The following is a 26,638-nucleotide window of genomic DNA, read 5'->3' as shown; positions in this document are numbered from 1 at the left end:
AGTTTTATCTCGACCAGACCTTTGATAGCAAACAACACGCGAAAAAAGCTACAAAAAGTGCTATTAATCTATACAACCAAATAAGATTACATGTATCTTTAGATTATAAAACACCGAATATGGTATACAAATTAACAGCTTAAATAAATTTTTAACCTGTAGCCATATTTCAGGACTAGACAGACTATGAATATTTATCCACTTGCAAGGCTTATCACTTTTATTTGAAAAAGTATGTAAAGTATTTGGAGGAATATCCATTGATTCACCTGCTTTTAAAATCGTAATTTCTCCATTCACAAAAAATTCCATTTCTCCTTCAATAATAAGAAAAGATTCCTTCAAAGAATTGTGTAAATGTGGTGGAGGGCCTTGAACTTTTGCAGGTGTTTCTGCTACCATTAAATCAAAATCGCCTGAACTTTCATGCGGTGTAATTTTATGACCTAAAACCCATTTAGTATTATTTGATTTCATTTTATGAGATTTTTGTCTCACAAACATAAAATTAAATTTTTATTTAAACAAATATTATGAGATATTTGTCTCATGAACAAAAAATATATAGATACGGGGAGAACCAATCAAAAGTTAGAAACCAGAAAAATAATTCTGAAAACTGCTCAAACATTTTTGAATAAAGGATTGGATTTCAATCTTGAAGATATTGCAAAAGAAGCAGGAATCTCAAGGGCAACGGTTTATAGATATTTTTCCAATATAGATATTTTGACAGCAGAGGCAGGGCTTGATATAAGCACAAAAGAACCAAATAACATATATGAAAATCTACAAGGTGATGACTTAGAAAAAAAAGTATTGGAGATTCAATATTATTATAATAGACTAGCTTTAGATCACGAACAACTTTTTCGAAAATATATAAGTACGGTATTAGACTCTAATACTTCAACACCAAAAAGAGGTGCAAGAAGGAAAAAAACCTTAGAATTAGTTCTTGAAGACAGTAATTTTTCTAAAGAAGAAAAGCAAAAACTATCCAATTTACTGACTATATTAATGGGAATTGAACCGCTTATTATTGCCAAGGATGTATGTGGTTTAAATAACAATGAATTTATTGATATTATGGAATGGGGAATGAAATTACTGTTTAAAGGTCTATACAACTCAACGGATTAATGAATCGTTACCAACAAAAAACTGAGTTAAAAATGGAAGAAGATAAAATCAACCTACTAGAGAAATATTTAGCTTATCAAATGCTACAGCTCAGTTTAAAATTTTATACAATTAATAAGGCTAGTAAAAACTTTGACATACCAAAAGATACTGTTAAATCATATTATTTTAAGGTTAGAAAGAATATAAAGGTAAGGGCCTTAAAAAGAGCTTTGATATATCTTATAATAGGCTCAATAACCCTTTTTATAGGGGTTAAAGGAACCTTTGGTGAGTCAAGTAAGATTATCTTATATGGAGCCTTGTTGGTTGGTTTAGGAAGTATTGCTACTTCTTTAGGACTTTTTGTACTTGCCTTTAAAGGTTTTGTTTCTTTAAAATAAAGAAAATCTGTTTCAAAAAATGATTGATTATCACTTAGAGAGTAAGTCTAATGATTTATTTTGAAATAAAAATCTACTTCAATCCACTTAATACCAAAACAGGGATGGAACTGTGAAAATCCTTTTTAAGAATGGTGTTTTTTTCCCATTTTTTAGCAAAGAAACCTCGTTTGCGCCTTACAACACATAACATATCTGGTTGGTGCGATTGAAAATGCTCCAAGACACCTTGAAAGGTTGTTGCATTTTCTGTTTGTGTTATATTCCTTGTTATAGTTTTTAACTCTTCGTTAATATTAAAGTCGCCTTCATGGTAGTAAGGTGTTTTCACCAACAATAAATCTATGACTGCATTAAATTTGGTTTTAATGTTGTTTAAAGGTTGTAATACATTACTTTTTTTGATGATAGCAGATTTGATAGCCATTAAAATATTAGTAGGTATAGAAAACTTAAACCCTTCAGGCACTATTAATGCAGGAACCTCCATTTGCTTTATAATTTTACCCGACGTTTTACCTAAGTACACTTCGTCTTTAATGGAGTTGGTTCTTGGCTCTACCAACACTAAATCTATATCGGCTGCTTTACATGCCAATTCTAAAGTATCAATTAAATTGCCTTTTAAGGTTTTTACTATCACATCAACATTCTTAGTATCAATCTGTGATACCAATTCATTTAAAAACTCTAAACTTTCACGCTCAATAATCTTATCAACATTCATCATGGTTCCTGCCTTTGTATATACATTGTAAACTTGAACAATGAATAATTTAGCTCCAAAGGCTTCCGCAAAATCTACGGCATATTGTAAATGACTTTGTGCATTTTTTGAGGACCCTACAGGCACCATAATATTCTTCATAATAGTGGAGTTTGGTAGTTAAATTTACAATAAATTTGCTGCAAAAATAAGTATAAAACCTAATGGATTGGTTTTGAAAAACACTATTAACCTAAAATATATTAATAAACTTGCTATCCCTGCATTAATATCAGGAATCTCAGAACCAATATTATCAATTACAGATACTGCCATAGTAGGAAACATCCCCATAAATGCAGTAGAGTCTTTAGCTGCTGTTGGCATTGTAGGTACATTTATGTCTATGCTTATATGGATATTAGGTCAAACTAGAAGTGCCATCTCATCTATCGTTTCACAATATGTAGGGGCTAATAATTTAAAAGCTGTAAAAAATCTTCCAGCTCAGGCTATTTTTATTGTTACTTCAATTAGCATTCTAATTATTATAAGCACCTATCCGTTTGCCTCACAAATATTTAAGCTTTATAATGCTTCTAGTATAATTTTAGATTATAGTGTTGCTTATTATCAAATTCGTGTCTTTGGGTTTCCGTTTACTTTATTTACTATGGCTGTTTTTGGAACCTTCCGCGGTTTACAGAACACTTATCACCCCATGATTATAGCTATGATAGGTGCATTATCAAACATTGTTTTAGATGTCATTTTAGTATATGGTGTTACAGGTCTTATTGAACCCATGCATATTAAAGGCGCTGCTTACGCTAGTGTGATTGCACAAGTTTTAATGGCTGCTTTTTCGGTATACTTTTTATTAAAAAAAACACCTATTTCACTAAAACCTAACTTCCCTTTTAATAGTGAAATAAATCGTTTTATACTTATGGTACTCAACCTATTTATAAGAACATTGGCTTTAAATATTACCCTGTATTTTGCCACCAGATTCGCTACCGGCTACGGAAAAACATACATTGCTGCTTATACTATTGCTATTAACCTTTGGTTTTTAGGCGCTTTTATGATTGATGGATATTCTAGTGCTGGTAATATCCTATCTGGAAAACTCTATGGAGCCAAAGACTATAAATTATTGGTAGCATTAAATCAAAAGCTCATAAAAATAGGCGTTTTGGTTGGTGTTATACTAGCTATTACAGGGTTTGTAATTTATAAACCCATTGGTTTATTGTTTACTAAAGAAACAGATGTCTTGAATCAATTCTATTCCGTGTTCTGGATTGTACTCATTATGCAACCTATTTGTGCCATCGCCTTTATTTTTGATGGTGTATTTAAAGGTTTAGGTAAAATGAAATTGCTTAGAAATGTTTTATTACTATCAACTTTCATCATATTTCTCCCTGTACTTTATGTGTTAGATTATTTCAATTTAAAACTAAATGGCATTTTTATTGCCATTACTTTTTGGATGATTGCCAGAAGTATACCTTTACTAATTAATTTTAGAAAACAATTTATAGCACTAGCTAAAAACTCTTAACTTTGTAAACAGGTGATACAGATTACAGCAATCTAACATGGTATTTTTAACCACTCTTTTTCAGCAGGTAGACATAGAAGAAAAAATTAAAAACGCTCCAGATAATGGTTACGAAATTGGCGTGTTTATTGGCTCTATGATACCCTTTGTTATTTTGGTAATACTTGCCTACGCCCTTTACCGATACAATAAAAAACGATTAGACAAAGAATAACTCATGGATATATTAGGCTTTTTAACAGGCAACGGATTGTTTTTAACACTAGCTATAGTTTTAATAATAGTTTACATAGTAAATAGAAACCGAGGAAAACGCAGATAATGGGAAATAATATTAGAATTACCAAACAATTTTCTTTTGAAACAGGTCATGCCTTATATGGTTATGATGGAAAATGTAAAAATGTTCACGGTCATAGTTACCGGTTGGATGTCACGGTTATTGGAAGACCAATATCCGATAAAAACAACGTGAAATATGGTATGGTCATTGATTTTGGCGACTTAAAAAAAATTGTTGAAGAAGAAATTGTTGATGTTTTTGACCATGCCACTGTATTTAATAAAAATACACCCCATATTGAACTTGCAAAAGAATTGGATGCGCGCGGACATAATATTCTGTTGGTAGACTACCAACCCACTAGCGAAATGATGGTTATTGATTTTGCCCAAAAAATTAAACCACGTTTACCTTCAAATATTAAACTTCATTCACTTAAACTACAAGAAACTGCTACTAGTTTTGCAGAGTGGTTTGCTTATGATAATAATTAGACTTCTGTTTACCGATAAGTTATGGGCTAATTGAAAGCAGCGGGGAAGAGGGGTTAGTTAATTTTTTAATTGGTGTAAGCCATTAATATGACTTCATAGGGTTGTTGTGCAAAAGCTACTTAAAGATATAAAACAATGTACCATTTGTAATGCTCATTTGCCATTGGGACCAAGACCAGTAGTGTGTGCGCATCCCAAATCTAAAATCGTTATTGTTGGTCAAGCACCAGGAACCAAAGTACATGCTTCTGGGGTGCCTTGGGACGATGCCAGTGGCAAACAGTTGAGAAAGTGGTTAAATGTGTCTGGTGAAGATTTTTATGATGAAACTAAATTCGCCATCATCCCCATGGGGTTTTGCTACCCCGGAAAAGGAAAAACAGGAGATTTACCACCAAGACCAGAATGCGCTCAGCAATGGCACAAACCATTGTTTAATGAGTTAAAAAATGTTAAGTTAGTGGTTTTAATTGGTATGTATGCCCAGAAGTATTATTTGGGAAAGACAGCTAAAAATACGCTTACAGAAACTGTTAAAAATTATCAAGAATATTTGCCCAAGTATTTGCCTTTACCTCACCCTTCACCAAGAAATAGGTTTTGGCTTACTCAAAACCCTTGGTTTGAGGTTGAGGTATTGCCGGAGTTGAGGTTAAGGGTTAAAGGGTTGCAAAATTAAAATCTCCAATTTCAAAAGAGATTTCAATTTTGTATTTGGCATGTTTTAGTTAAACGTTGGTAGATATTGAAAGTACTTCATGGCTTCTTGCGGATTGGCTTTTACATCTATACGTTTTAATTCATCCTCATTTTCATCAAGCTCAATCAAATAACTTTTATCACCCTCATCTAACATTCTTAGAAAGACTTTTAAGGAGCCATCTTCATTAAACAATTTCATGGCTTCAAAGCTATCATAGTTGGAAGATATTTGTTCTACTTGCACTTTGCCACCAACAATGGTTTGGGTAATACTCCTTCCATCTTTAATAAACATTTGTGATTCTATATTTCCAATAAGATCGAAAGAAACAGACTCAACTGTTTTTTCATTCTCTATTTTAGATTTAGATTCAATATTTCCATTGTTATAGTAGGTTATGGTTTCTCCATACCGAACTCCGTGTCTATAAGTACTGAGTTTTGACAATGCACCCGTTATAGAATAGGTTTTCTCTTCTCCGTGTAATTTCCCTTTAATATATTTAGCTTCAGAAAATTTCTTCCCATTATTATGGTAGCTAATATAATCACCGTTTAAAATACCGTTTTCTACATTAAATTCTTCCCATTTCGTAGATTCATTAGCTATTACGTAGTAACCATTTAAGGGTTTTCTGTTGTCATTGTCACGGTAAATAGAAATACCATTGTAGCTATCTACAAAGTAAGAGTTTCTTCCTTTTAGTATAAAGCTGTTATCGGTATTTCTAGTATCATTTTTGCAATTTGTATATAGGGTTATAAAACTCAATATAAAAAGTATAAATAGGGTTTTGAAAGTTTTTAGCATGATAACCGGATAATATATTTATAGATGTTTTCCCTTATTCCAACCATATTTCCCTAAATATTGTTCGCCACTCTCAACGGCGCCATCCTCAATAGATGTTCCCATGGAGTCATTCCATCTATTCAAATATCCAAACAATGAAATCACACCTAGCATTTCTACAATGTCACCTTCATCCCAATGTTCATATAGACGTTTTTTAATGTTGTTATCAACGGCATTTGGTGTTTGAGAAGCTGCCAAACTAAAATCTAACGCAGCACGTTCGGCTTCATTAAAAGCGGGGTGTGTTCTATAATCCCAAATATTATCTAGCTGTTCTTGTTCAGCACCGTAACGTTCTGCAGCACGTATGGCATGTGCCTGACAATATCTGCAACCTGTTGCGTTGCTGCTCACCCATGCTATCATACGTTTTAGTGCAGAGGTTACCCTGCCTTCATTAGTCATAACAGCTTTATTTAAATTAATAAAAGCCTTACTAATAGCTGGTCTTCGTTGCATGGTAAGGACAGAGTTTGGACAAAACCCAAGGGTTTCATTAAAGAATTCTGCTAATGCTTTGGTTTCTAAATCGTAGTCAGAAGATAAAGGTTCTACTAAAGGCATATATAATTTTTATGTAGTATTTTTGGTACTTACAAGAAACAAAAATTTTTAAGAATATGGGCGTAAAGGTTACCACAAAATGGTTAGGTGATATAAGGTTTGAAAGTACAAATCCTTCAGGACATAATTTGTTTATTGATGCTGGTGAAGAAAGTGGCGGAAAGGGTGAAGGCTATAGACCTAAAGCTTTAATGCTTTCTGGTTTAGCAGGATGTTCAGGTATAGATGTAGCCGCTTTGATTAAGAAAATGAAGTTAGATGTTGCTAATTTCACCATTGATATTGATGCTAATTTAACCGAAGAGCACCCTAAATATTATGACAAGGTACTAATGAGCTTTCATTTTTATGGTGATAATTTAAACGAAAAGAAATTACAGCGTGCCGTTGATTTGTCTGTTGAAAAATACTGTGGTGTCATGGAAATGTTCCAACAGTTTGCCAAGGTAACTATTGAAACCCATTTTCATAATAAGAGTGTTTAAAATTTTAAGTACTTAAAGTTACAAGTGCCTAAAGTATTTAAAGTTCTTACCTTGTTGTATTTCATGTACAAATAATTTTAGTGCACTTTAAATACTTTTAACTTTAGACACTTAAACTAATTTAAAACTTATTAAATGCGTTGGACACTAAAGCCAATACCAGAACCGAATAAAGTAAAACATTTACAAGAAACCTTAAATGTAAGTGAGCCTATTGCTACTTTATTAGTGCAACGTGGTATTGAAACTTTTGAGGAAGCAAAAACGTTTTTTAGACCAAGTTTAGATGACTTACATGATCCTTACTTAATGAAGGATATGGATAAAGCGGTGACCAGAATTGAACAAGCCATTGCCAATAAAGAAAATATTTTGGTTTATGGTGATTATGATGTAGATGGTACTACTTCGGTAGCCTTAATGTCAACCTATTTAAAAACTAAAACAGATAATGTTGCTACTTATATTCCAGATAGATATAATGAGGGGTATGGTATTTCCTATCAAGGAATTGATTTCGCACATGACAATGATTTTGAACTAATAATAGCTTTGGATTGCGGAATAAAAGCCATTGAAAAAGTGGCCTATGCGAAAAAGTTAGGGATAGATTTTATTATTTGTGATCACCATAGACCTGGGAAAGAAATTCCTGAGGCCGTTGCCATTTTAGATCCCAAACGAGAGGATTGTAATTATCCATACAAAGAGTTATGTGGTTGTGGTGTTGGTTTTAAGTTGGTTCAATCTCTTGCTCAAAAAGATGGACAAACCATTGAAGATTTATTACCTTATTTAGATTTGGTGGCTACTGCTATTGGAGCCGATATTGTACCTATAGATGGAGAAAATAGAGTACTGGCATATTTTGGTTTGCAAATAATTAATGCTAGCCCAAGACCAGGAATCAGAGCTATTCTAAAGCAAGTTAAAAAAGACCAACTAACCATAACAGATGTGGTTTTTATAGTAGCTCCCAGAATTAATGCGGCTGGACGCATGAAACATGGCAATTTTGCAGTGACTTTGTTGGTGGAGGAGAAGTATGACCTTGCTAAAGAGTATGCAAAAGACATTGAAACTTATAATTATGACCGCCGAGAAACCGATAAACAAGTTACAGAAGAAGCTCTCAAACAAATTGAAGACAAAAAGGAACAGAAACGTTTTACTACTGTTGTTTACCATGAAACTTGGCATAAAGGGGTTATTGGCATTGTGGCTTCTAGACTAACAGAAACCTATTACAGACCAACGCTAGTATTTACTAAAAGCGGAAATAAACTGTCTGCCTCAGCAAGATCGGTAAGCGGTTTTGATATTTATAATGCTATTGAGGCTTGTAGTGAACATATTGAACAATTTGGAGGCCATAAATATGCTGCTGGATTAACCCTTAAAGAAGAGAATTATCAAGCCTTTAAAGAAGCTTTCGAAAGCGTTGTGGCTCAAAACATTGATAAAAACCTTTTAGTTCCTGAAGTGAAGGTTGATGTTCAAATTAACTTAAATGAGATTACTCCCAAGTTTTATAGAATATTAAAACAGTTTGCGCCCTATGGTCCCAATAATATGACACCAGTTTTTATGACTAAGGGTTTAATAGATACGGGTTATGGTAAGTGTGTTGGCGACGATAAAACGCATTTAAGAATTACGGTTTCACAACCTGATTCAAGTAATTTTGTGGGGATAGGTTTTAGTATGGGTGATAAATTTGACATAGTCAAAGAAAGAAAACCGTTTAAAGCAGTCTATTCCATTGATGAAAATGAATGGCAGGGAAATGTTTCGCTTCAGCTTAAATTAAGAGATATTAAAGTTTAGAAAAACCAAAGTTTCACAGACATAATTATTATCATTACTACTAAAAAAGATTTAATAAAATTGTCTCCTTTTTTAACAGATAGTCTACTTCCAAACCAAGCACCAATACCATTCCCAGCGGCTAAAATTAGGCCAACTTTCCAATCAACTTTGTCATTAAAAACAAACACAATTAAGGCAGACAGCGTGTAAATAAAAACAATAACAACTTTGGTTGCGTTTACCCTAACTAGATTCATTTTATGGAAAAAATGAAGAAATATAATAATGATAAACCCTATACCGGCATTAACAAAACCACCGTAAATACCAATAAAGAAAAACACAGTGATTCCAATCCAGAGGTGTTTTCCGGTTAAACGCTCTTGTAGTTCTGATGTTTTAATTTTGGGTTTAAAAATGATGATGAGAACCACAATTACCATGATAATTGCGAGTATCTTGTTAAATGTTTCCCCTTTTACATCAATGGCAATATTAGCACCCAAAATGGCTCCGAAAATAGCAGAGATACCTAAATAAATATTGAATGGAAATGTTGAAACACCTTTGCTTTTAAAGCCTGCTGTTGCCATAGCAGTTTGAAGCAAGATACCAACTCTGTTGGTTCCATTTGCAATGCTGGGAGGTAAACCACAAAAAATAAGAATGGGAAGAGTTAGTAGCGAACCACCGCCAGCAATAGTGTTAATAATTCCAACAGCCACTCCTGCTACAAGTACTAATAAGTAAAGGGTTGTTTCTTCCATATATAAAATACAATGGCTCTATTATTTGTATTCCTTTAGCTCCAGAGTCTCACCGTCAAAAACTGCATAGGTATAATAGCTAATCCAATCGCCTAAATTGATGTATTTTGCTTTTTTATTGAGGGCTATATTTAAAGGTAAGTGTCTATGACCAAACACAAAATAATCTCGATGTTTTTGCTCTAGTTTACGCTTGCAGTACTGAACTAACCATTCATTGTCTTCGCCTAAAAACTTAGCATCTTCATCACCAGAAATAAGTTTGTTTTTTACAGATAAGTATTGCGCTAACTTAACACCTAAGTCTGGATGCAGCCAACGGAATAACCATTTACACAATTTATTGTTAAACAATTTTTTCATTCGTTTGTATCCTTTATCTCCGGGACCCAAACCATCACCATGGCCAATTAAAAAAATTTTGTTGTTAAAAGTGAATTCCTTGGGATTGTAATACACAGGAATATTAAGTTCTTCTTCAAAGTAGCCATTCATCCAAAGGTCATGATTGCCTACAAAATAGTGAATTGGTGTTCCAGAGTCACTAATTTCGGCAAGCTTTCCAAGGGTTCGGGTAAACCCCTTAGGAACCACTTTTTTATAGTCCATCCAAAAGTCAAACAAATCGCCTAGAAGGAATATCGCAGCAGCGTCTTCTTTTATGTCATCTAGCCATGCTACGAACTTTTTCTCACGTGGTAAAGACGCTTCTCTTGTTGGCGCTCCTAAATGATTATCAGAAGCGAAGTATATTTTTTTTCCATTTGGAATTTGCATGTGTAAATATAGTAATTACTCTAAACGTAGAAATCTCTTTTTTATATACTTATTTTTAACCTGACTCAAATAAAAATGAGGTATAATATTTTTTTGTTTTACTTAGTTGAACAGAGTTAAACAACACAAATTAAATCCCAAGAATGAGTTTCGCAATCCAGAAATAAAGCAAAATTCCTAGAATATCATTGCTTGTAGTTATAAATGGCCCCGTGGCAATAGCAGGATCTATACCTCTTTTATTAAGGAATAATGGCACAAAAGTTCCTATTAGGCCAGCTACTATTATAACAGCAACAAGAGAAACCGAAATTGCAAGCGCTAAATCTAGTCTACCTTCAAATAGATAAACAAATAAAAACAAAAAAATAGCCAGTACAAATCCGTTAAGTGCAGCTAAAAGCATTTCTTTAAAAAGACGACTATTAACACTTCCTCTAACATCATCGTTGGCTAAACCTTGTACAATAATAGCACTAGATTGTACGCCAACATTACCCGCCATGGCGGCTATTAAAGGTGTAAAAAAGAATAGTATTACGGCTTTTTCTACGAATAATCCCTTAAAACCTTCCATAATTAAAAAGGCTCCAACCCCTCCAATTAAACCAAGAAATAGCCAAGGCAAGCGCGCTTTGGTGAGTTCAAAAATACTATCATCAGAATCTACATCGCCTGTAATACCAGCAGCCATTTGATAATCTCTTTCGGCTTCTTCTTTCATAACATCAACAATATCATCAATTGTGATTCTTCCTAAAAGTACTTTATTATCATCGCTTTCTATAACTGGAATAGCCTCTAAATCGTATTTTGCCATGAGTCTTGCAACTTCTTCAATGTCTTCATTAACATTTACAAAATCTACATTGTCTTTTGCTATTTCTCCAATTTTTTTCTCACTTTTTGCAACAATTAAATCCTTTAAAGACAATCTGCCTACAAGTTTTTCTTCTCTGGAAACAACATAAATAGAATGAACTCTGGTAACTTCTTTTGCTTGCCCTCTAATTCTACGTAGGCAACCAGCTACGGTCCAGGTTTCATATACTTTTACTAATTCCTTAGCCATTAACGCACCAGCTGTACCTTCTTCGTAGGCTAAAAGCTCTTTGATTTCAGCTTTGTGCTCTTCGTCCTCAATGTTTGAAATTACTTCCTGTTGACGTTCCTCAGGAAGTTCACTAATCATATCTGCAGCATCATCAGTATCAAGTTCTTCAACCTCCTCAGCAATTTCTTTAGCGGATAAATTTCTTAAAACCTTTTCACGGTTGTCTTCATCAAGCTCCATTAGGATGTCTGATGTCGTTTCAGAGTCTAAAAGCTTAATAACATAGATTGCCTCCTCTAAATTAAGTTCATCTAGAATTTCGGCTATATCGGCATAGTGAAACTCCTTTAAGAGTTTTTGAAGTTCTTTGTCTTTTTTTTCTTCAACTAAAACCTCTACTTGCTCAATGAGTTCATCGGTAAGCTCAAATTGTATGTTCTCTTTTTCCTCAGACAAATTAAAAGCGTAATTGGTTAAGCATCATTTTCAATTAAAGTTGTGAGTTCTATAAACTCTTGAACGCTTAATTGTTCTGGACGCATGCCAAATATACTATTTGCTTTTAAATTATCTGACAAATTGAATGTTTTTAAACTGTTACGAAGTGTTTTACGGCGTTGTTGAAAGCCCTGTTTAACTACTTTAAAAAACAGTTTTTCATCACAGGGCAGTGTAAAATCTTCTTTTCTAGTCAATCTTAAAACACCCGAATCTACCTTTGGTGGCGGGTTGAAAACCGATGGAGGTACCGTAAATAAATATTCAGCCTCATAAAATGCTTGAGTTAAAACCGATAGAATACCATACACTTTACTGCCTTCTTTTGAACAAATACGTTGTGCTACTTCTTTTTGAAACATACCAGTAAACTCAGGTATTTGTTGACGCATTTCTAATGCTTTAAAAACTATTTGCGATGAAATATTGTATGGAAAATTGCCTGTTACAGCAAAAGGGTTATTACCAAAAACAGTTGTTAAATCAAATTTTAAAAAATCTTGTTCAATAATTCTTGGAGCTAGCTTAAGATAATTGGCTTTAAGGTATTCAACTGACTCAGTATCAATTTCAATGACGTAGGTTTCAATATCTTTTTCTAACAGGTATTTGGTAAGAACCCCCATTCCTGGACCAATTTCTAAAACGTTCTTATAGCCGTTTAATGTAAGAGTATCACCAATCTTTCTGGCAATGTTTTCGTCTTTTAAGAAATGTTGCCCTAAATGTTTTTTTGCTTTTACTTGGTATTGATTGGAATTATTGCTCACTTTTTAGCTATTGTTTTAAATTAGATTTCCGTTAGTACTTCAACTAATTACCTAGTTATAGACAGAAATAACAAACATATTTATTTGTTGCTAAAATATCTGTAAACGTTGGTTGCTCTTTTTTGAAATCCTAATTTTTGATACAGTTTATTGGCTGCAAAGCGCTCAGGGCTTGAAGTTAAATCTATTTTACTTATGCCCTTTTCCAAAGCATAATCTAAAGCAAATTGCGTTAAACGTTTACCAACACCTTTGCCTCTAGCACTTTCACTTACTACAACATCTTCAATCCAAGCTTTTTCACCAGTTGGAATTTTATTAAAAACCAAGGTTAAGGTTCCTATAATGTTATTACCTTCTTCTGCAACAAAAAGTTTGGTATTATTAGAATTAATGATAGTTTCTAAATCTTTTTTTGAAGGTAAGGAACTGGAAGATGATAGTTGAGGAATTAAATTTTTAAAAGCATTTAAAACGTCATCATTTATACTTTCTAATGCTGTTATAGTCATTTTTAATTAGGATTAATATTAACAAAATACTCATCTATCATTTCTAATTCTGTTCTAAAAGACAACATTTTATCTGCAAATCTTTTAAATCCATCGGCTCTGAGTCTTTCAGCATCTTCACAATAATAGGCTTCTAACGCTTCACGAGAATAGGCTCTGTATTGAATAGAATAGGTAATACCCCCCGTTTCTTCTTGAACTAATACTTTTGTTAAAGTAGCTTTGTCAAACTTTCCGGTTCCTAAAACTTGAGGTATGTGTTCTTTAATCCATAATAGCCATTCCTCATGGATAGATTCATCAATATTTACCGTTACATTGTATATTATCATTGTGGTTTTTATGTTTCCTAATTATTTTTTTGGTCCTTTAGTTTAAGGCATCACCCCTTAAAGCCCGGTACCTTTTTCTGGCCTCTACAAAGTAAATACTATCGGCATGATTAAAAATAATCTGTTCGTATAATTCTTTTGCTTTTTCGGGTTCATTCAAATATTTTTCAAACAACAGTCCCAAATTAAAATAGGCATCATCTACTAAAATGCCTTCTCTAAAATTGGTAATAATATTTTCATAATTGGTTTTGGCCAAAACAAACTGAAACCTCTGTTGAAATAATTGGGCTTGTTTAAATAGTGCTTGAGCCACAATGGGTTCTGTTTTATGCTCATTCAATATTTTATCTAGCAGAGAGATAGCTTCTTCTTTTTTATTTTGAAATGCCAATAAGTCTGCTTTTGAATATAGTTTTAAAGCTGTTTGTAATGAGTCTTCGTATTTATTATCTGATATCAACAATTTTAAATCTAGAGCATCATTGGCAATTAATTGCGAGGTAGATGATTTTAAAATTTTTAGCTGTGATTCTGCCCATTTAAAATCGCCCTTATAATAACTGGCTTTTGCCACTCTAAATCTAGCTTCTTGAGAGACGGTACTGTTTTTTAAATTTCTTTGAATTTGTGTATAGTAAATTAATGCTTGATTAAATTTTTCCTGTAATACCAAAATATCACCTAACTCTAACTTTACTTGAGCCTTTAGCAACTCAGATAAGGGTAACTCTAATGTTTTTTCTAAAAATTTAGTAGCGTCTTCTGTTTTACCCATATAAAATGCCAAAAAATGCCCATAGGCAATTTGTAGTTTTAACGTTTGAGAAAAGGTTCCAAATTCTTCAAATAGTTTTTTGTACCTCTCATTTATAAGGGCATAATCTTTTTTAGAACTTTCGTTAGTTTCAATTTGAATTAAATTATAGTGGGCAGTAAGCTTAGTCTCTAAATCTTGTGCTTTAGTAATTATGTAATTAAAAATTTCTTTGGCAACATCATTTTTGTTTTCATCTATTGCAATTAAAGCTAATTCTTGTATTCTGTCTAAACTTATGGGCTGCCTATTAAAAATAGCTTTTTCTTGAATGAATGCTTTAGAAAAATCTTTTTGTTGTATAAACAACCAGCTTAACATTTGATTCCAAAGCAAATTAGGCTGTTCTTGCATTTTTTTTAGTAGCAACTTTCTTAACATTACATTGTTTACATCATCGCTATTATCAGATAAAAATCCGTTTATTCTCCTTTTTATATCAGCCAATGCCACTGGGTTATATTCTGCAAAGCTTAAGTAACTATTGAACATTTTCTCAATATGACCTTGTTCACCATAAAGTTGTGCCAGTTGTATACTAAAATTATAATCTGGATTTAATTCCATTGCTTTTTCATAGGCTATTACAGCTTCATTTAAAAGCGAGTGGGTTTGAAAACCCCTAGCAACATAAAACACATTACTTGGCCTTTCATTGATACTTTTTAGTGCTTTTTCATAATAAATATTGGCGTTTTTTGAATCTTTTTTAAGCTGATAATTAAACCCTAGTTCAACGAAAAACGCTGGATGATTTATTTTAGAAACAATCTTAGTGATAAATGCTTCGGTCTCATCATATTGCTCTAACTGTTGCTGCGAAGCAATTACCTGATTAATGTAGTTGAAGTTAGAAGGACTTTGTGCATACAATTTTTTGTATTCATAAAGCGCCTTTTCATAATCGCCCTTTTTAAAATATTCCATGGCCAAATTAGCGTCTTGGGCAAAAAGGTTAATCGATAAACACAAGTATAAAACTAAAAAGGCTCTCATTTTGTAAATATAACAAATGTGCTAACTTGCTTTAGTAAATATTATCATAAAAAATGCCCAGATAAAACTGGGCATTTCAACCAACCAAAAATAAATTGTTCTATTAACAACCGTTAAAAAACAAAAACGTTTGAATTATTTAGATTGGGGACACTTTTAGTGTTAAAACCTTAAATTTTATAAATGATTTATTTGTAAAGAAAGTAACGCCCTATTTGTTAACACTTACAACAATATTGTTTTTGGAATTAACTATTTGAAAGTCAGAAAACAATACTTTTCCTGCGAAAAAAATCAATGCAGCTAAAATTACAATACGCTTTATATTTTTCATGGTTAGTAGGTTTAATAGATTTGGTAGTACTAACTTCCTAAATAAATCCTTTAGCGCAAAGAAAAATCAATAAAAATCGTCAAATAACCTGTTTAAAGTGCTTTTTGTCGATTTTTTTAAAATTAAATATCAAAAAAAGAAAGAATGCACTTTCTTTTATAATGTATCAAAGAACTTAGTTAATTATCTTAAAACCAGTATAAGGATGTAAAACTTCAGGAACTAAAATACCTTCCTTGGTTTGATAATTTTCCAAAATTCCAGCTAAAACACGTGGTAAAGCCAAAGAACTTCCATTTAACGTATGGGCTAATTCATTTTTACCTTGATTATTTTTAAAGCGGAGTTTTAACCGGTTAGCTTGAAAAGTTTCAAAATTAGATACTGATGAAATTTCTAACCATCTGTCTTGGGCGGTTGAAAATACCTCAAAATCGTAAGTTAATGCAGAAGTAAACCCTAAATCTCCACCACAAAGCCTTAAAATTCGGTATGGTAATTTAAGTTCTTGCAAAATGGTTTTTATGTGGGCTACCATACCATCCAAAGCCTCATAAGACTTTGTAGGATGTTCTACCCTAATAATTTCAACTTTATCAAACTGGTGTAATCTGTTTAAACCCCTTACATGAGCTCCATAACTACCTGCTTCTCTCCTAAAACAAGGCGTGTAACCAGTAATAGTTATTGGTAAATCTACTTCGTTTAGAACAACATCTCTAAAGATATTTGTACCTGGAACTTCGGCTGTTGGTATTAAATATAAATTATCTGCTGTTACATGATACATTTGCCCTTCTTTATCAGGCAGTTGCCCCGTACCTAAGCCAGAAGCTTCATTTACTAAATGAGGTAACTGAAATTCTGTGTAACCTGCTTCCGTATTTTTATCTAAAAAATAAGTGATTAAAGCACGTTGTAATTTGGCACCTTTACCTTTATAAACAGGAAAGCCTGCCCCAGTGATTTTGTTACCCAATTCAAAATCTATAATATCATACTTTTTAGCTAATTCCCAGTGTGGAAGTGCATTAGCGTCTAAAACAGGAATGTCCCCTTCTTTAAAAACTTCTTCGTTATCTTCTTCTGTATTTCCTGCAGGGACTAGATTGTTGGGAACATTTGGTAGTTTATACAAAAGATCATTGAGTGCATTGGTAGTATTGTTCAACGCTTCTGTTAATTCTTTGGAATCAACTTTTAACTGACTCGTTTTTTCCTTTAAAACATTGGCCTTCTCAATGTCTCCAGATTTAAAAAAGCCTCCAATTTCTTTAGACAGTTTATTCCCTTCGGCTAAAGCATTATCTAGTTTTGTTTGAAGCGCTCTTCGGTCTTCATCTAAAGCAATAACTTGGTTAATATCTTCGGCTGCATCAATATTTCGTTTAGCCAAACGTTCAATTACCAAATCTTTGTTATCTCTAATAAAAGGTACTTGTAACATGTCTTAAAATTTAAGCGACAAATTTAGGGAATTACTAAGAGTTTTTAATCTTGTTTTGAAGGCAAAATCCAATCATGGTGTTTAAAAGTCTCCCATTGGGTATTAGCTATATCTATATTTGAATCTATTAGCTGTTTATAAGGTTTTCCGTTAACACTAATTTTGCAATTAACAAACACCGAAATATCTTGATTATTTTCCTTAAACTTCTCTTTAAGAAATTGAGAAAACTGCCAAATAAAATCTGGTTTTGTACTTACACCTTGTTGTTGTTTTTTGGTTAAGTAATCATTAAGATTCACAGGCATTTTACTACCTGTGTTTTTGTCAACAATAGTGTAATTAGCGCTTCCACTTTTTACCCTAAGCATCATACGCCAAGATAAACGATGACCTTCTTCTGTCCATAACACGTTATCCTTAATTAAATGATGACGCAAAGGTAGTATTAATTGAACCATAAAATATAGACTAAAAATAGCTAGCCACGGTGTATTGTATTTTGGAATTATAATGTCTTTAGAATTATAAAAAGGTTTCTTTTTTAGGAATATTTTGTGAATGATTTTAGGTTCAAAAAAGAACAATGAAAATGCTAACGATAAATAGGGAAAGATTCCTATTTGAAATACAAACGAATTGAAAAGATGAAAAAAGATAGACACCAAAAACATATACTTCCTAGTAGGCTTGAAGAGCAATAACGGAATTATTAATCCGTCAAAAGCAATGCCTCCATAAGCCAGAAAATAATGTACCCATTTTTGTTGAAGCAAATCGCCTACCAAAAAATATTGAGCTTTTGGTTTCATTAGTAATTCAATAACCGTAGTATCCAACCAATCAGGGTATAGTTTTGCCACTGATGCATAAGTATAAACTATAAAAAGCTGCACTACAAAAACCCATTTACACCATAATGGCATTGAAATATTTTTTAAACTGGGGTTTTGCTTTACATCAATAGAAGCATATTTATTTGCAGGCATTAAAACCATAATAAAGCTTAGTAGCATCAACAAGTAATAGTGGTTGTTGTATGATGATTTTTGCATTAGATAAGTGGCTGACCACATAAGAGAAAAAGCAAGCATACTAAAGCGATATTTATACCCAAACATTATAAACAATCCAAAAAGCCCCATGATGGCATAATACACATACATCCCATAACCAGGTAGTGGTTGTAACCACTCAAACCCTATAAAAGTAAATGTAAACTGTGGCTCTAGTAAGTTGGTTTGAACCCAACCGGTAAAAATAGCACCAACCGATTCTAAAAAGCATAACAACCCAAAGAAAATTCTGAAAACAACAAGTGCAGAATTATCAATATGTTGAAATAACCATTTATTAATCATGATAATTTGCAATGAAGGTAAGTGCTGTTTCCTTATCTTTTTTAAGTTGGTTTTTTAAGGCTTCAACCGATTCGAATTTTTCTTCGTCACGCAAACGTTTTAAAAGTTCAATTTGAATGGTTTGGTTATATAAATCTTTATCAAAATTGAAAAAATGCACCTCAATGGTTTCTCGTTTTCCATTAACCGTAGGATTCATACCTATATTCATCATACCGTAAACATTAGATTCTTCAATTTTAGCTTTTACAATATATGCTCCTTGTTTTGGTATAAGTTTGTAGTCTTCTTCTATATGAATATTTGCTGTTGGATAATTTATTTGCCTTCCTAAACCTTTTCCTTTAATAACCTTTCCAGTAAGCATAAAATTATAACCCAAATACGCATTGGCCTTAGTTACATTACCCTCAAAAAGAGCATCCCTAATTTTTGTTGAACTCACAGCTACGTCGTCAATATCTTGAGCCGATATTTCTTCAACTTCAAAACCATAGCGTTCACCAAATTTTTTCAAATCTTCTATATCAGCATTTCTGTTTCTGCCAAATCTGTGATCATAGCCAATAATCACTTTTTTAGTTTTAAGCTTATCTACCAAAAGTTGCTTTACAAATTCTTCAGCAGTAAGTCTAGAAAACTCATGGGTGAATTTCTTAATTAACAAAAAATCTAACTCTAGTAATTCCAGAATCTCTCGTCTTTCAGAAATGGTATTAATCAATTTGATTTTTGAATCTTTTTGTAAAACCATTCTAGGATGTGGAAAAAAAGTGAGAATAACAGATTTTAGCCCTTCCTTCTTTCCTGTATTTACCAGACGCTCAATTATTTTTCTATGCCCAATATGTACCCCATCAAAAGTGCCAATGGTTACTACTGTAGGATTTTCAGATTTGTATACCGTAATGTTTTTTACACTACTCATTTAATGAGCCAAATTGTTAAATTAATTTAAAAAAGCTAGATTTGTTACGTGACAAAAAAAGAAATTGCCCAAAATCTTTATGAAAACAAAACTACATTATGTTTTTTCAATAGCAATGTTTTTAATGGCATTTTCAACTAATGCTCAAAATACTACTTGGGAAAAACTAAAAACTATTGAAAATGACAAAAGCCTTTCAAAATTTGAAATAAATAAAAGTAGTGCCAGTTTTTTTAAATTAAATAGCAATCTATTTAAAAAACAAACTGAAAAAGCACCACTAAGGACATCAAAGTTCAAAGAAGAAAACACTATTATTTTACTCCCAGGTATTAAAGGAGATTTAGAGCGTTTTAAGATTTATGAAGCTCCTGTTTTTGCACCAGAACTCTCTGCAAAATTCCCTGAAATTAAGTCCTATGTTGGCTTTAGTTTAGATAATTCTGGAGCAAGGTTAAGAATGAGTTCCTCACCTCAAGGAATTCAGACCATGATTACTTATATAGATAAGCCAAATGTATTTATGCAACCTATTGAGAATGAATCTGATATTTATGTATTATACGATAATAGTTCAACAAAACAAAGTAGTAAACTAGAGTGTAAAACCACTGAAGACTTAAGTAAAAGCTTAAACAACAACCTCAGTTTAAAAGTTGATGAAGGTGGTGGTAATGATCAAACCTTACAAAAATTTAGAATTGCAATTTCAACCACAGGTGAATATACCAACTTTCATGGTGGTACCGTAGCGGGGGCTTTAGCTGCCATAAATGCTACTTTAACTAGAGTAAACGAAATTTTTGAAACCGATATGGCAGTTACTTTTGAGTTAATTGCCAACAATAACCTTATAGTTTATTCCAATGCAGGAACAGATCCATACTCTGATGCTAATGTTGGAGTTAATGGTGCTTGGTCTGGTGAAGTCCAGTCAACCTTAACAAGTGAAATAGGTGAAGCTAATTACGACATCGGTCACCTATTTGGCGCCTCTGGTGGTGGGGGAAATGCCGGTTGTATAGGTTGTGTTTGCATCAATAACTCTAAAGGTAGTGCTTTTACATCTCCTTCAAATGGTGTGCCTCAAGGTGATTTATTCGATCTAGATTTTGTAGCTCATGAAATTGGACATCAAATGGGAGCTAACCATACATGGGCTTTTGAAAGTGAAGGAACGAATGTTCAATCAGAACCAGGAAGTGGCTCTACCATAATGGCTTACGCAGGTTTAGAGGGGTCTAATAATGTTGAGCTGAATGGTGATGACTATTTTCACTATCATAGTATTAAACAAATTCTAGATAACCTAAATGGAAAAAGTTGTCAAACCACTGAAGTTATTACCAATAACCCTCCTAGTGCTGATGCTGGTAGTGATTATAATATACCCAAAGGAACACCGTATGTCTTAAGAGGCGCTGCAACCGATCCTGATGGCACTGATAATCTAACTTATTGTTGGGAACAAATTGACAGTGGGATAACCAATTTTTTAAATTTTGGCCCCACATTAACCACTGGCCCAATGAATAGATCTTTACCGCCAACGGGTTCTCCCAATAGGTATATACCAAGATTTAACAGTGTTTTAAATGGAGATTTAGAACAAACAAACCCTACTTTAGGGAGTGACTGGGAGACTGTAGCATCGGTTTCTAGAATTCTAAACTGGGCGCTCACTGTAAGAGATAGAATTCCAAGTACATCAACAGGAGGGCAATCTAGTTTTGATACGATGCAAATTGTGGTTGAAGATGTAACACCTTTTTCAGTTGAAAACCCTGTATCATGGGCTCAAGGCAGCAACCAAACCATTTCTTGGGTTGTTGGTGAAACCACAAATGCCACAATTAATTGTCAGAATGTAAATATCCTTTTATCTACAGATGGAGGGGTTACTTTTCCTACTATAATTGCAAGTAGCACTCCTAATGATGGGGCTTTTGACTATACAGTTCCAGCAATTGGAGACACTAATCAGGCTAGAATATTAATAGAAGCTGCTGATAATATTTTTTATGATGTCTCTGATTTCAACTTTTCTATTTCTCAGAACCCAGACTTTTTTATGGTTAATGAAACCCTAACGCCTTTAGAGTGCGGAGACTCCTCGGCTACTTTTACTTTTGACTTTGTAGTAGCCAATGGTTTTTCAGAAACTGTAACGTTTAGCGCATCAGGAAATCCTTCTGGATCAACAGTATCATTTTCACCAACTAACATGAGCGCCTCAGGAAGTGTTACCATGACGGTTTCTAACTTGAGTAGCGTTCCACAAAATGATTATATCATTACAGTTACTGGAACCTCAACTTCTATTACAAAAAATAATGACTTCGATTTTCCTTTTTCCAATGGTATTTGTACCTCTATAGCAAACACAGAATATAATACCAGTACAACTTTGGTTGAGTTCAATACCATTAATCAATCTTCTGGAAAACCTTCTGGATATAGCAATTATACGGCAACAATAACCAATGTAAATAGAAATGTATCTTACAATCTAAGGGTTAATGTAAATACCGATGGTAACTTTACAACCAACACCAAAGTTTGGATTGATTGGAACCAAAACTGTAGCTTTGATGATGCAGGCGAAGAATATGATTTAGGCGATGCTACCAATGTATCTAACGGTACTACAGCAAACACACCGCTTTCTATTACAGTGCCTGCTACGGCAGTTACTGGAAATACCACCATGCGAGTGTCAACAAAATATAAGGATGATGGCTTAGTGACCTCTTGCGAAAATGGTTTTGATGGTGAAGTAGAAGATTATACTATTAACGTATTACCAAATTCAACCTTTGACACCTCTATAAATTTAGTACAATTAAACAGCATTAATAATGCTTCAACTAAGGTTACAGATTATACAGATTATACAACTATTTCAACTGAATTAAGTAGAGATAGCGCCTACAACTTAACGGTTAATGTAAGTACCGAAGGTAATTTTGCAACCAATACCAAAGTTTGGATTGATTGGAACCAAAATGGTAGTTTTAATGATACAGGTGAAGAATATGATTTAGGAATTGCTACTAATGTTAACAATTCAGCTACCAGTAATTCTCCATTATCTATTACTGTTCCCGTTGATGCATTATTAGGGACTACTACTATGAGAGTTGTTACAGGTTATGACGGCGCTCCATTAGCACCTATTAGTAATGGTGGTGATGGAGAGGTTGAAGATTACACACTAGTTATTGTTCCAACAGAAAACATTGAACAATTTGGTTTTGAAAATTTTGTTGTTTACCCAAACCCTAATAATGGTGTGTTTACAATTAAACTAAATGGTTCTTTAAATCGAAATATAATTATTGAATTGTTTGATTCTAGAGGAAGATTCCTTTTTGATGAGACTTTTCAGGCAAAAGGGGATTTTAAAGAAAGTATAAACTTAAATTATGTTCTATCTGGCATGTATATTTTGACTGTAAGTGATGGAGTAAAAAAATCCCTTAAAAAAATTGTTGTCAAATAAAATAGGACCTCTCTGACTACTTTCGTGACATAATATCATTGGTTTTTGCAATGCTTACAAGAGTCTATAAATAGAAATTCAGTATTGTCATAAAGATTTCAAAATTTTCCCAAATCAGTTTGAAAGCTATTAATTGATATTTTAAATATCACATTGATAAATTAAAAACATGGGTAATACCTGAGATTTCATGGGGTATTTCATCCAAATTAAATTTTAAGTTAAGATGGTAATTATAATCATTAATCTTCTTTATTAATAGTGAGCCTTTTGTTATTCTAAAATTTCCAGCTTGGCCCTTACAAAAACACCAGCGACCAAAAATTACTTGAACTCGTTTAAAGTCTTTAGTTTCAAGTTCTAACTCTTTTGGATTAAGAATAATAAAAACTTCCTCCCTATAGTTAGAGTCTGAAAGATCTGAACTTGCCTTTCTCTTATATTCAAACTTTAGAATAATTTTATTACCCTCGCTTATTTCAACATAAGACATTCCAAATGCGTCTTTCTTCAGGTGTAAATGTTTATCAACCAATATTTCTAGTTCACAAAAACCATTGTCAGGACACCAAGATTTGTTAGTGGAGTCCTGAGATGTTGTTGACAAACTACTTTTTGCCTTACAAGACAGAAAGCTAACTAGAACTAAAAAAACAAGTAAAAGCTTAATCATTAAACACTTGCTATTTATTACCTTAGAGCGTCTTTTTTTGTTATTCATAATATTTGAAGCTATATTTATAATCACTCAATTCATTTTAAATTTTGGCACATGAAACAAACTTACTTTAAAATTATTGGTTTACAACTTCTGTTTTTCTTGTGCTCAATGAATTTTTATGCCCAGAGTAAATCATCAATTTGGATAAAGACATCAAGAGATAATGCTCTGAAAGAATCAAAATTTTTAATGAAAAATGAAATAAGTAAGGCTACATATTATCGGTTAGATCTAGAAAAACTAAAAACTCTTTTAAAGAATACACCTAGCAGAAAAAGTTCTAAGACATCTAGTGTTATACTGAATTTTCCCGATAAAAATGGGCAATTACAACCTTTCAGAATTAAGGAAGCCCCTTTATTTGAAAAGACTTTTCAAGAGAAACATCCTAACATGAGATGTTATATAGGACAGCATATTTATAATTCAGGTGAAATAATTCGTTTTAGTATTACGCCACAGGGGTTTCATGGCATGGTGTTGTCTCCCCAAAAAGCTATTGAGTTCATTGATCCGGTTGGATATGGTGCTAAAAATCATATGATTTATGCTAAGGCTGACTTAGAATCAATTAAAAACTCTTTTGAATGTAAATTTATTGATGACTTTAATCAAGCTAAATTAAGTTCTAGTGAAAAATTAAGTGAATCTCTTAATACAAATGATGGTATCCTAAGAACCTATGAGTTAGCCTTGGCATGTACTGCTGAATATGCTGAATATCATTGGGGTTCTAATGGCGCAAACTTACCTCCAGGTGCCTCCGATGAGAATAAGAAAAATGCTGTAATTGATGCAATGATGGTGACTATGAATCGGGTAAATGGAATTTTTGAACGCGATTTGTCTTTAACTATGACAATGGTGGATAATACCAGTTTTATATTTTTAGATCCTGATACAGATCCTTATGTGAATACTGTGAATGAAGATATATTAAATGACAATCAAACTACAATTGACGGTGCTATTGGTTCTAATAGTTATGATATAGGTCATGTGTTTTGTACAGACAATGGAGGTTTAGCAACTTTGAATGCGCCTTGCAATAATAGTGTTAAGGCAAAAGGAGCTACTGGGCAGCCTAATCCAACAGGAGATGTTTTTAATGTGGAATATGTGGCTCATGAAATGGGGCATCAATTTGGTGCCAGACATACTTGGAGTAGTGAGAACGGTGCGTGTGTAGTTGCTAATTCCCCCAATCAACAATGGTCACCTTCAAGTTCTTATGAGCCTGGGAGTGGTTCTACTATTATGGCTTATGCAGGCTTATGTGCTCCTGATAATGTACAGTCTAATGGTGATGACTATTTCCATCTTGTTAGTATTCAGGAAATATGGGCGAATATTTCGTCAAATATTTGCGATGAAGAATCTTCAGCAGGAAACATTGCTCCAACTGCCAATGCAGGAGGTGATTATTTTATCCCCATTGCTACACCTTACAAATTAATAGGATCATCTTCTGATAATGATAATATGTTGAGTACCCACACCTTTACATGGGAGCAATACGATTTAGCGTCTAGTCAGGGTAGTATTCTTGAAAGCAACACCACGGGACCGTTGGTAAGATCTGTTTATCCAACTACTAATCCCATAAGACATGTGCCTAAACTTGAAGATTTAAGATTTTCTAATGGGTCTACTACTTGGGAAAAATTGGCTTCAGTGCCTCGTACTTTAAACTTTAAATTAACCGTTAGAGATAACGGTTCTGGTATAAGTGCTTACGGTCAAACAGCAACTGATGATATGCAAGTTAATGTTGTGGATAATGGAGGTGCTTTTAAGATAACCTCACAAAATACTTCAGGAATAAGTTATGCTATAGGAAGTACTGAAACTATTACTTGGGATGTTGCAGGAACCAATTTGGATCCAATAAACACTTCAATGGTAAATATAAAATTATCAATTGATGGAGGTTTGACTTACCCTTATGATTTAACAACAAACCCAACTCCCAATGATGGAAGCGCAGAAGTTACATTTCCTCTAGGAGTCGCTGCACCATTTTGCAGGGTTATGGTTGAGGCTGACCCTTCTGAAAATATATTTTTCAGTATCAATGAAGCAGATTTTGCCATTGGTTATACAGTGACTGAAACCTGCAATGTTTTTTCTGGAGGTACAAATCTTCCTTTAGCAATACCTGATGGGGGCAATACATTTGTGAGAAGTGATATTGAAGTTAGTGAATCTACAGCTATTACTGATGTTAATATTGGGGTAGATATTGACCACTTTTACAAAGGAGATTTACAAATTGCTATTTTTAGCCCTCAATCTGCAATGAATTTAATTACACCTGGACTATGCTCAACTGGAGGGTTAGTTATTAAGTTTGATGATGATGCTAGTTTCATTGATTGTGCCAATACTAAGAATAATGAAGTTTATAAGCCTGAAAACCCACTAAGCGCATTTAATGGAGAAAATCCTTCAGGTACTTGGCAGCTTGGGGTGGTTGATCTTGCTAATGATGATACAGGAACGCTCAATTCTTGGTTTGTTGAATTATGCACTACCACGGTGACATTGACCAATCCAGAATTTTATGAATTTGTTAATACTTTAAAAGTTTTTCCAAACCCCAATAGAGGAGACTTTACAGTTAAATTTAATAATGCTTCAGCAAGTAAAATTAATATAGAAATCTATGATTTAAGAGGACGTACTATCTACTCAAAAGAATATCTTAATGTAACCAGTTTTGATGAATCCATAAATCTTGGTAACGCACATTCTGGTATGTATATTTTGAATGTAAGTGATGGTATTAGGAAATCTACTAAAAAAATTATCATAAAATAATTAAAAA

The 26,638-nt window shown here is 33.1% G+C and carries 26 protein-coding genes and 1 pseudogene; 11 read left to right on the top strand and 16 right to left on the bottom strand.

Annotation, left to right across the window (positions count from 1 at the left end):
• Nucleotides 1-62: 62 nt before the first annotated feature.
• Nucleotides 63-143, top strand: coding sequence for a hypothetical protein (locus E1J38_RS15275; RefSeq protein ID WP_369407159.1), 81 nt, complete (start codon nt 63-65; stop codon nt 141-143).
• Between the two features lie 58 nt (nt 144-201).
• On the opposite strand, the pseudogene E1J38_RS15270 reads toward E1J38_RS15275, so the two are convergent.
• Nucleotides 202-402 (bottom strand): annotated as a pseudogene (locus E1J38_RS15270) (cupin domain-containing protein); the annotation flags it as partial.
• A 147-nt stretch (nt 403-549) separates the two neighbouring features.
• Here E1J38_RS15270 and E1J38_RS10735 point away from each other — a divergent pair.
• Complete coding sequence (locus E1J38_RS10735; protein ID WP_133356547.1) at nt 550-1,143, top strand: TetR/AcrR family transcriptional regulator; 594 nt, start codon at nt 550-552, stop codon at nt 1,141-1,143.
• A 32-nt stretch (nt 1,144-1,175) separates the two neighbouring features.
• On the top strand, nt 1,176-1,526 hold the full coding sequence (locus E1J38_RS10730) for a hypothetical protein (protein ID WP_133356546.1): 351 nt from the start codon (nt 1,176-1,178) through the stop codon (nt 1,524-1,526).
• A gap of 73 nt (nt 1,527-1,599) precedes the next feature.
• Here E1J38_RS10730 and E1J38_RS10725 read toward each other — a convergent pair whose 3' ends face one another.
• The gene (locus E1J38_RS10725) at nt 1,600-2,394 is read right to left on the bottom strand and encodes a universal stress protein (RefSeq protein ID WP_133356545.1); all 795 of its coding nucleotides are present in this window, start codon (nt 2,392-2,394) and stop codon (nt 1,600-1,602) included.
• A 73-nt stretch (nt 2,395-2,467) separates the two neighbouring features.
• Between E1J38_RS10725 and E1J38_RS10720 the strand changes: the two genes are divergently transcribed.
• From E1J38_RS10720 to E1J38_RS10710, 4 genes are all read left to right on the top strand, one after another.
• Complete coding sequence (locus tag E1J38_RS10720; protein ID WP_133356544.1) at nt 2,468-3,802, top strand: MATE family efflux transporter; 1,335 nt, start codon at nt 2,468-2,470, stop codon at nt 3,800-3,802.
• 37 nt (nt 3,803-3,839) lie between these two features.
• Nucleotides 3,840-4,016, top strand: coding sequence for a hypothetical protein (locus E1J38_RS15110; protein WP_186525855.1), 177 nt, complete (start codon nt 3,840-3,842; stop codon nt 4,014-4,016).
• A 107-nt stretch (nt 4,017-4,123) separates the two neighbouring features.
• A complete protein-coding gene (locus E1J38_RS10715; protein WP_133356543.1) occupies nt 4,124-4,579 on the top strand; it encodes a 6-pyruvoyl trahydropterin synthase family protein in 456 nt (151 codons plus the stop codon).
• A 106-nt stretch (nt 4,580-4,685) separates the two neighbouring features.
• Nucleotides 4,686-5,258 (top strand): uracil-DNA glycosylase family protein, encoded by a 573-nt coding sequence (locus E1J38_RS10710; RefSeq protein ID WP_133356542.1) that lies wholly within the window; start codon nt 4,686-4,688, stop codon nt 5,256-5,258.
• 45 nt (nt 5,259-5,303) lie between these two features.
• Here E1J38_RS10710 and E1J38_RS10705 read toward each other — a convergent pair whose 3' ends face one another.
• Both E1J38_RS10705 and E1J38_RS10700 read right to left on the bottom strand, forming a co-directional pair.
• On the bottom strand, nt 5,304-6,053 hold the full coding sequence (locus E1J38_RS10705; RefSeq protein ID WP_133356541.1) for a toxin-antitoxin system YwqK family antitoxin: 750 nt from the start codon (nt 6,051-6,053) through the stop codon (nt 5,304-5,306).
• Nucleotides 6,054-6,110: 57 nt separating this feature from the next.
• Complete coding sequence (locus tag E1J38_RS10700) at nt 6,111-6,701, bottom strand: carboxymuconolactone decarboxylase family protein (protein WP_133356540.1); 591 nt, start codon at nt 6,699-6,701, stop codon at nt 6,111-6,113.
• A 56-nt stretch (nt 6,702-6,757) separates the two neighbouring features.
• On the opposite strand from E1J38_RS10700, the gene E1J38_RS10695 reads away from it, so the two are divergent.
• Both E1J38_RS10695 and recJ read left to right on the top strand, forming a co-directional pair.
• Entirely contained in the window at nt 6,758-7,186 is a 429-nt protein-coding gene (locus E1J38_RS10695; protein WP_133356539.1) for an OsmC family protein, read from the top strand.
• A gap of 135 nt (nt 7,187-7,321) precedes the next feature.
• On the top strand, nt 7,322-9,013 hold the full coding sequence (gene recJ, locus E1J38_RS10690; protein WP_133356538.1) for a single-stranded-DNA-specific exonuclease RecJ: 1,692 nt from the start codon (nt 7,322-7,324) through the stop codon (nt 9,011-9,013).
• On the opposite strand, the gene E1J38_RS10685 is transcribed toward recJ, so the two are convergent.
• The 11 genes from E1J38_RS10685 to E1J38_RS10640 all read right to left on the bottom strand — a co-directional run bounded on the left by E1J38_RS10685 (nt 9,010) and on the right by E1J38_RS10640 (nt 19,588).
• Nucleotides 9,010-9,762 (bottom strand): sulfite exporter TauE/SafE family protein, encoded by a 753-nt coding sequence (locus E1J38_RS10685; protein WP_133356537.1) that lies wholly within the window; start codon nt 9,760-9,762, stop codon nt 9,010-9,012. The two genes, recJ and E1J38_RS10685, sit on opposite strands and share 4 nt — an antisense overlap.
• A 21-nt stretch (nt 9,763-9,783) precedes the next feature.
• Nucleotides 9,784-10,539, bottom strand: coding sequence for a UDP-2,3-diacylglucosamine diphosphatase (locus E1J38_RS10680; protein ID WP_133356536.1), 756 nt, complete (start codon nt 10,537-10,539; stop codon nt 9,784-9,786).
• A gap of 130 nt (nt 10,540-10,669) precedes the next feature.
• Nucleotides 10,670-12,049 (bottom strand): magnesium transporter, encoded by a 1,380-nt coding sequence (gene mgtE / locus E1J38_RS10675; RefSeq protein WP_186525854.1) that lies wholly within the window; start codon nt 12,047-12,049, stop codon nt 10,670-10,672.
• 17 nt (nt 12,050-12,066) lie between these two features.
• Entirely contained in the window at nt 12,067-12,861 is a 795-nt protein-coding gene (gene rsmA / locus E1J38_RS10670) for a 16S rRNA (adenine(1518)-N(6)/adenine(1519)-N(6))-dimethyltransferase RsmA (protein ID WP_133356535.1), read from the bottom strand.
• Between the two features lie 80 nt (nt 12,862-12,941).
• Complete coding sequence (locus tag E1J38_RS10665; protein ID WP_133356534.1) at nt 12,942-13,373, bottom strand: GNAT family N-acetyltransferase; 432 nt, start codon at nt 13,371-13,373, stop codon at nt 12,942-12,944.
• A gap of 2 nt (nt 13,374-13,375) precedes the next feature.
• Nucleotides 13,376-13,705, bottom strand: a complete 330-nt coding sequence (locus E1J38_RS10660; protein WP_133356533.1) for a DUF4286 family protein — start codon at nt 13,703-13,705, stop codon at nt 13,376-13,378.
• 37 nt (nt 13,706-13,742) lie between these two features.
• Complete coding sequence (locus tag E1J38_RS10655) at nt 13,743-15,518, bottom strand: tetratricopeptide repeat protein (protein ID WP_133356532.1); 1,776 nt, start codon at nt 15,516-15,518, stop codon at nt 13,743-13,745.
• Nucleotides 15,519-15,729: 211 nt separating this feature from the next.
• The gene (locus E1J38_RS15220; RefSeq protein ID WP_255449862.1) at nt 15,730-15,852 is read right to left on the bottom strand and encodes a hypothetical protein; all 123 of its coding nucleotides are present in this window, start codon (nt 15,850-15,852) and stop codon (nt 15,730-15,732) included.
• A 175-nt stretch (nt 15,853-16,027) separates the two neighbouring features.
• The gene (gene serS, locus E1J38_RS10650; RefSeq protein WP_133356531.1) at nt 16,028-17,299 is read right to left on the bottom strand and encodes a serine--tRNA ligase; all 1,272 of its coding nucleotides are present in this window, start codon (nt 17,297-17,299) and stop codon (nt 16,028-16,030) included.
• Nucleotides 17,300-17,343: 44 nt separating this feature from the next.
• A complete protein-coding gene (locus tag E1J38_RS10645) occupies nt 17,344-18,660 on the bottom strand; it encodes an HTTM domain-containing protein (RefSeq protein ID WP_133356530.1) in 1,317 nt (438 codons plus the stop codon).
• Entirely contained in the window at nt 18,653-19,588 is a 936-nt protein-coding gene (locus E1J38_RS10640; protein WP_133356529.1) for a bifunctional riboflavin kinase/FAD synthetase, read from the bottom strand. The genes E1J38_RS10645 and E1J38_RS10640 overlap by 8 nt, the downstream gene beginning before the upstream one ends.
• 79 nt (nt 19,589-19,667) lie before the next feature.
• Between E1J38_RS10640 and E1J38_RS10635 the strand changes: the two genes are divergently transcribed.
• Nucleotides 19,668-23,090 carry a reprolysin-like metallopeptidase gene (locus E1J38_RS10635; RefSeq protein ID WP_133356528.1) on the top strand — a complete coding sequence of 1,141 codons (3,423 nt, stop codon included), beginning with the start codon at nt 19,668-19,670 and terminating at the stop codon, nt 23,088-23,090.
• Nucleotides 23,091-23,238: 148 nt separating this feature from the next.
• Here E1J38_RS10635 and E1J38_RS10630 read toward each other — a convergent pair whose 3' ends face one another.
• Nucleotides 23,239-23,811, bottom strand: a complete 573-nt coding sequence (locus E1J38_RS10630) for a hypothetical protein (protein ID WP_133356527.1) — start codon at nt 23,809-23,811, stop codon at nt 23,239-23,241.
• A 51-nt stretch (nt 23,812-23,862) separates the two neighbouring features.
• On the opposite strand from E1J38_RS10630, the gene E1J38_RS10625 reads away from it, so the two are divergent.
• A complete protein-coding gene (locus E1J38_RS10625; protein ID WP_133356526.1) occupies nt 23,863-26,631 on the top strand; it encodes a zinc-dependent metalloprotease in 2,769 nt (922 codons plus the stop codon).
• Nucleotides 26,632-26,638 lie beyond the last annotated feature (7 nt).

This window comes from Seonamhaeicola sediminis (assembly GCF_004358095.2).
Lineage (GTDB): Bacteria > Bacteroidota > Bacteroidia > Flavobacteriales > Flavobacteriaceae > Seonamhaeicola > Seonamhaeicola sediminis.
This window is presented reverse-complemented; position numbering and strand designations above follow the sequence as displayed.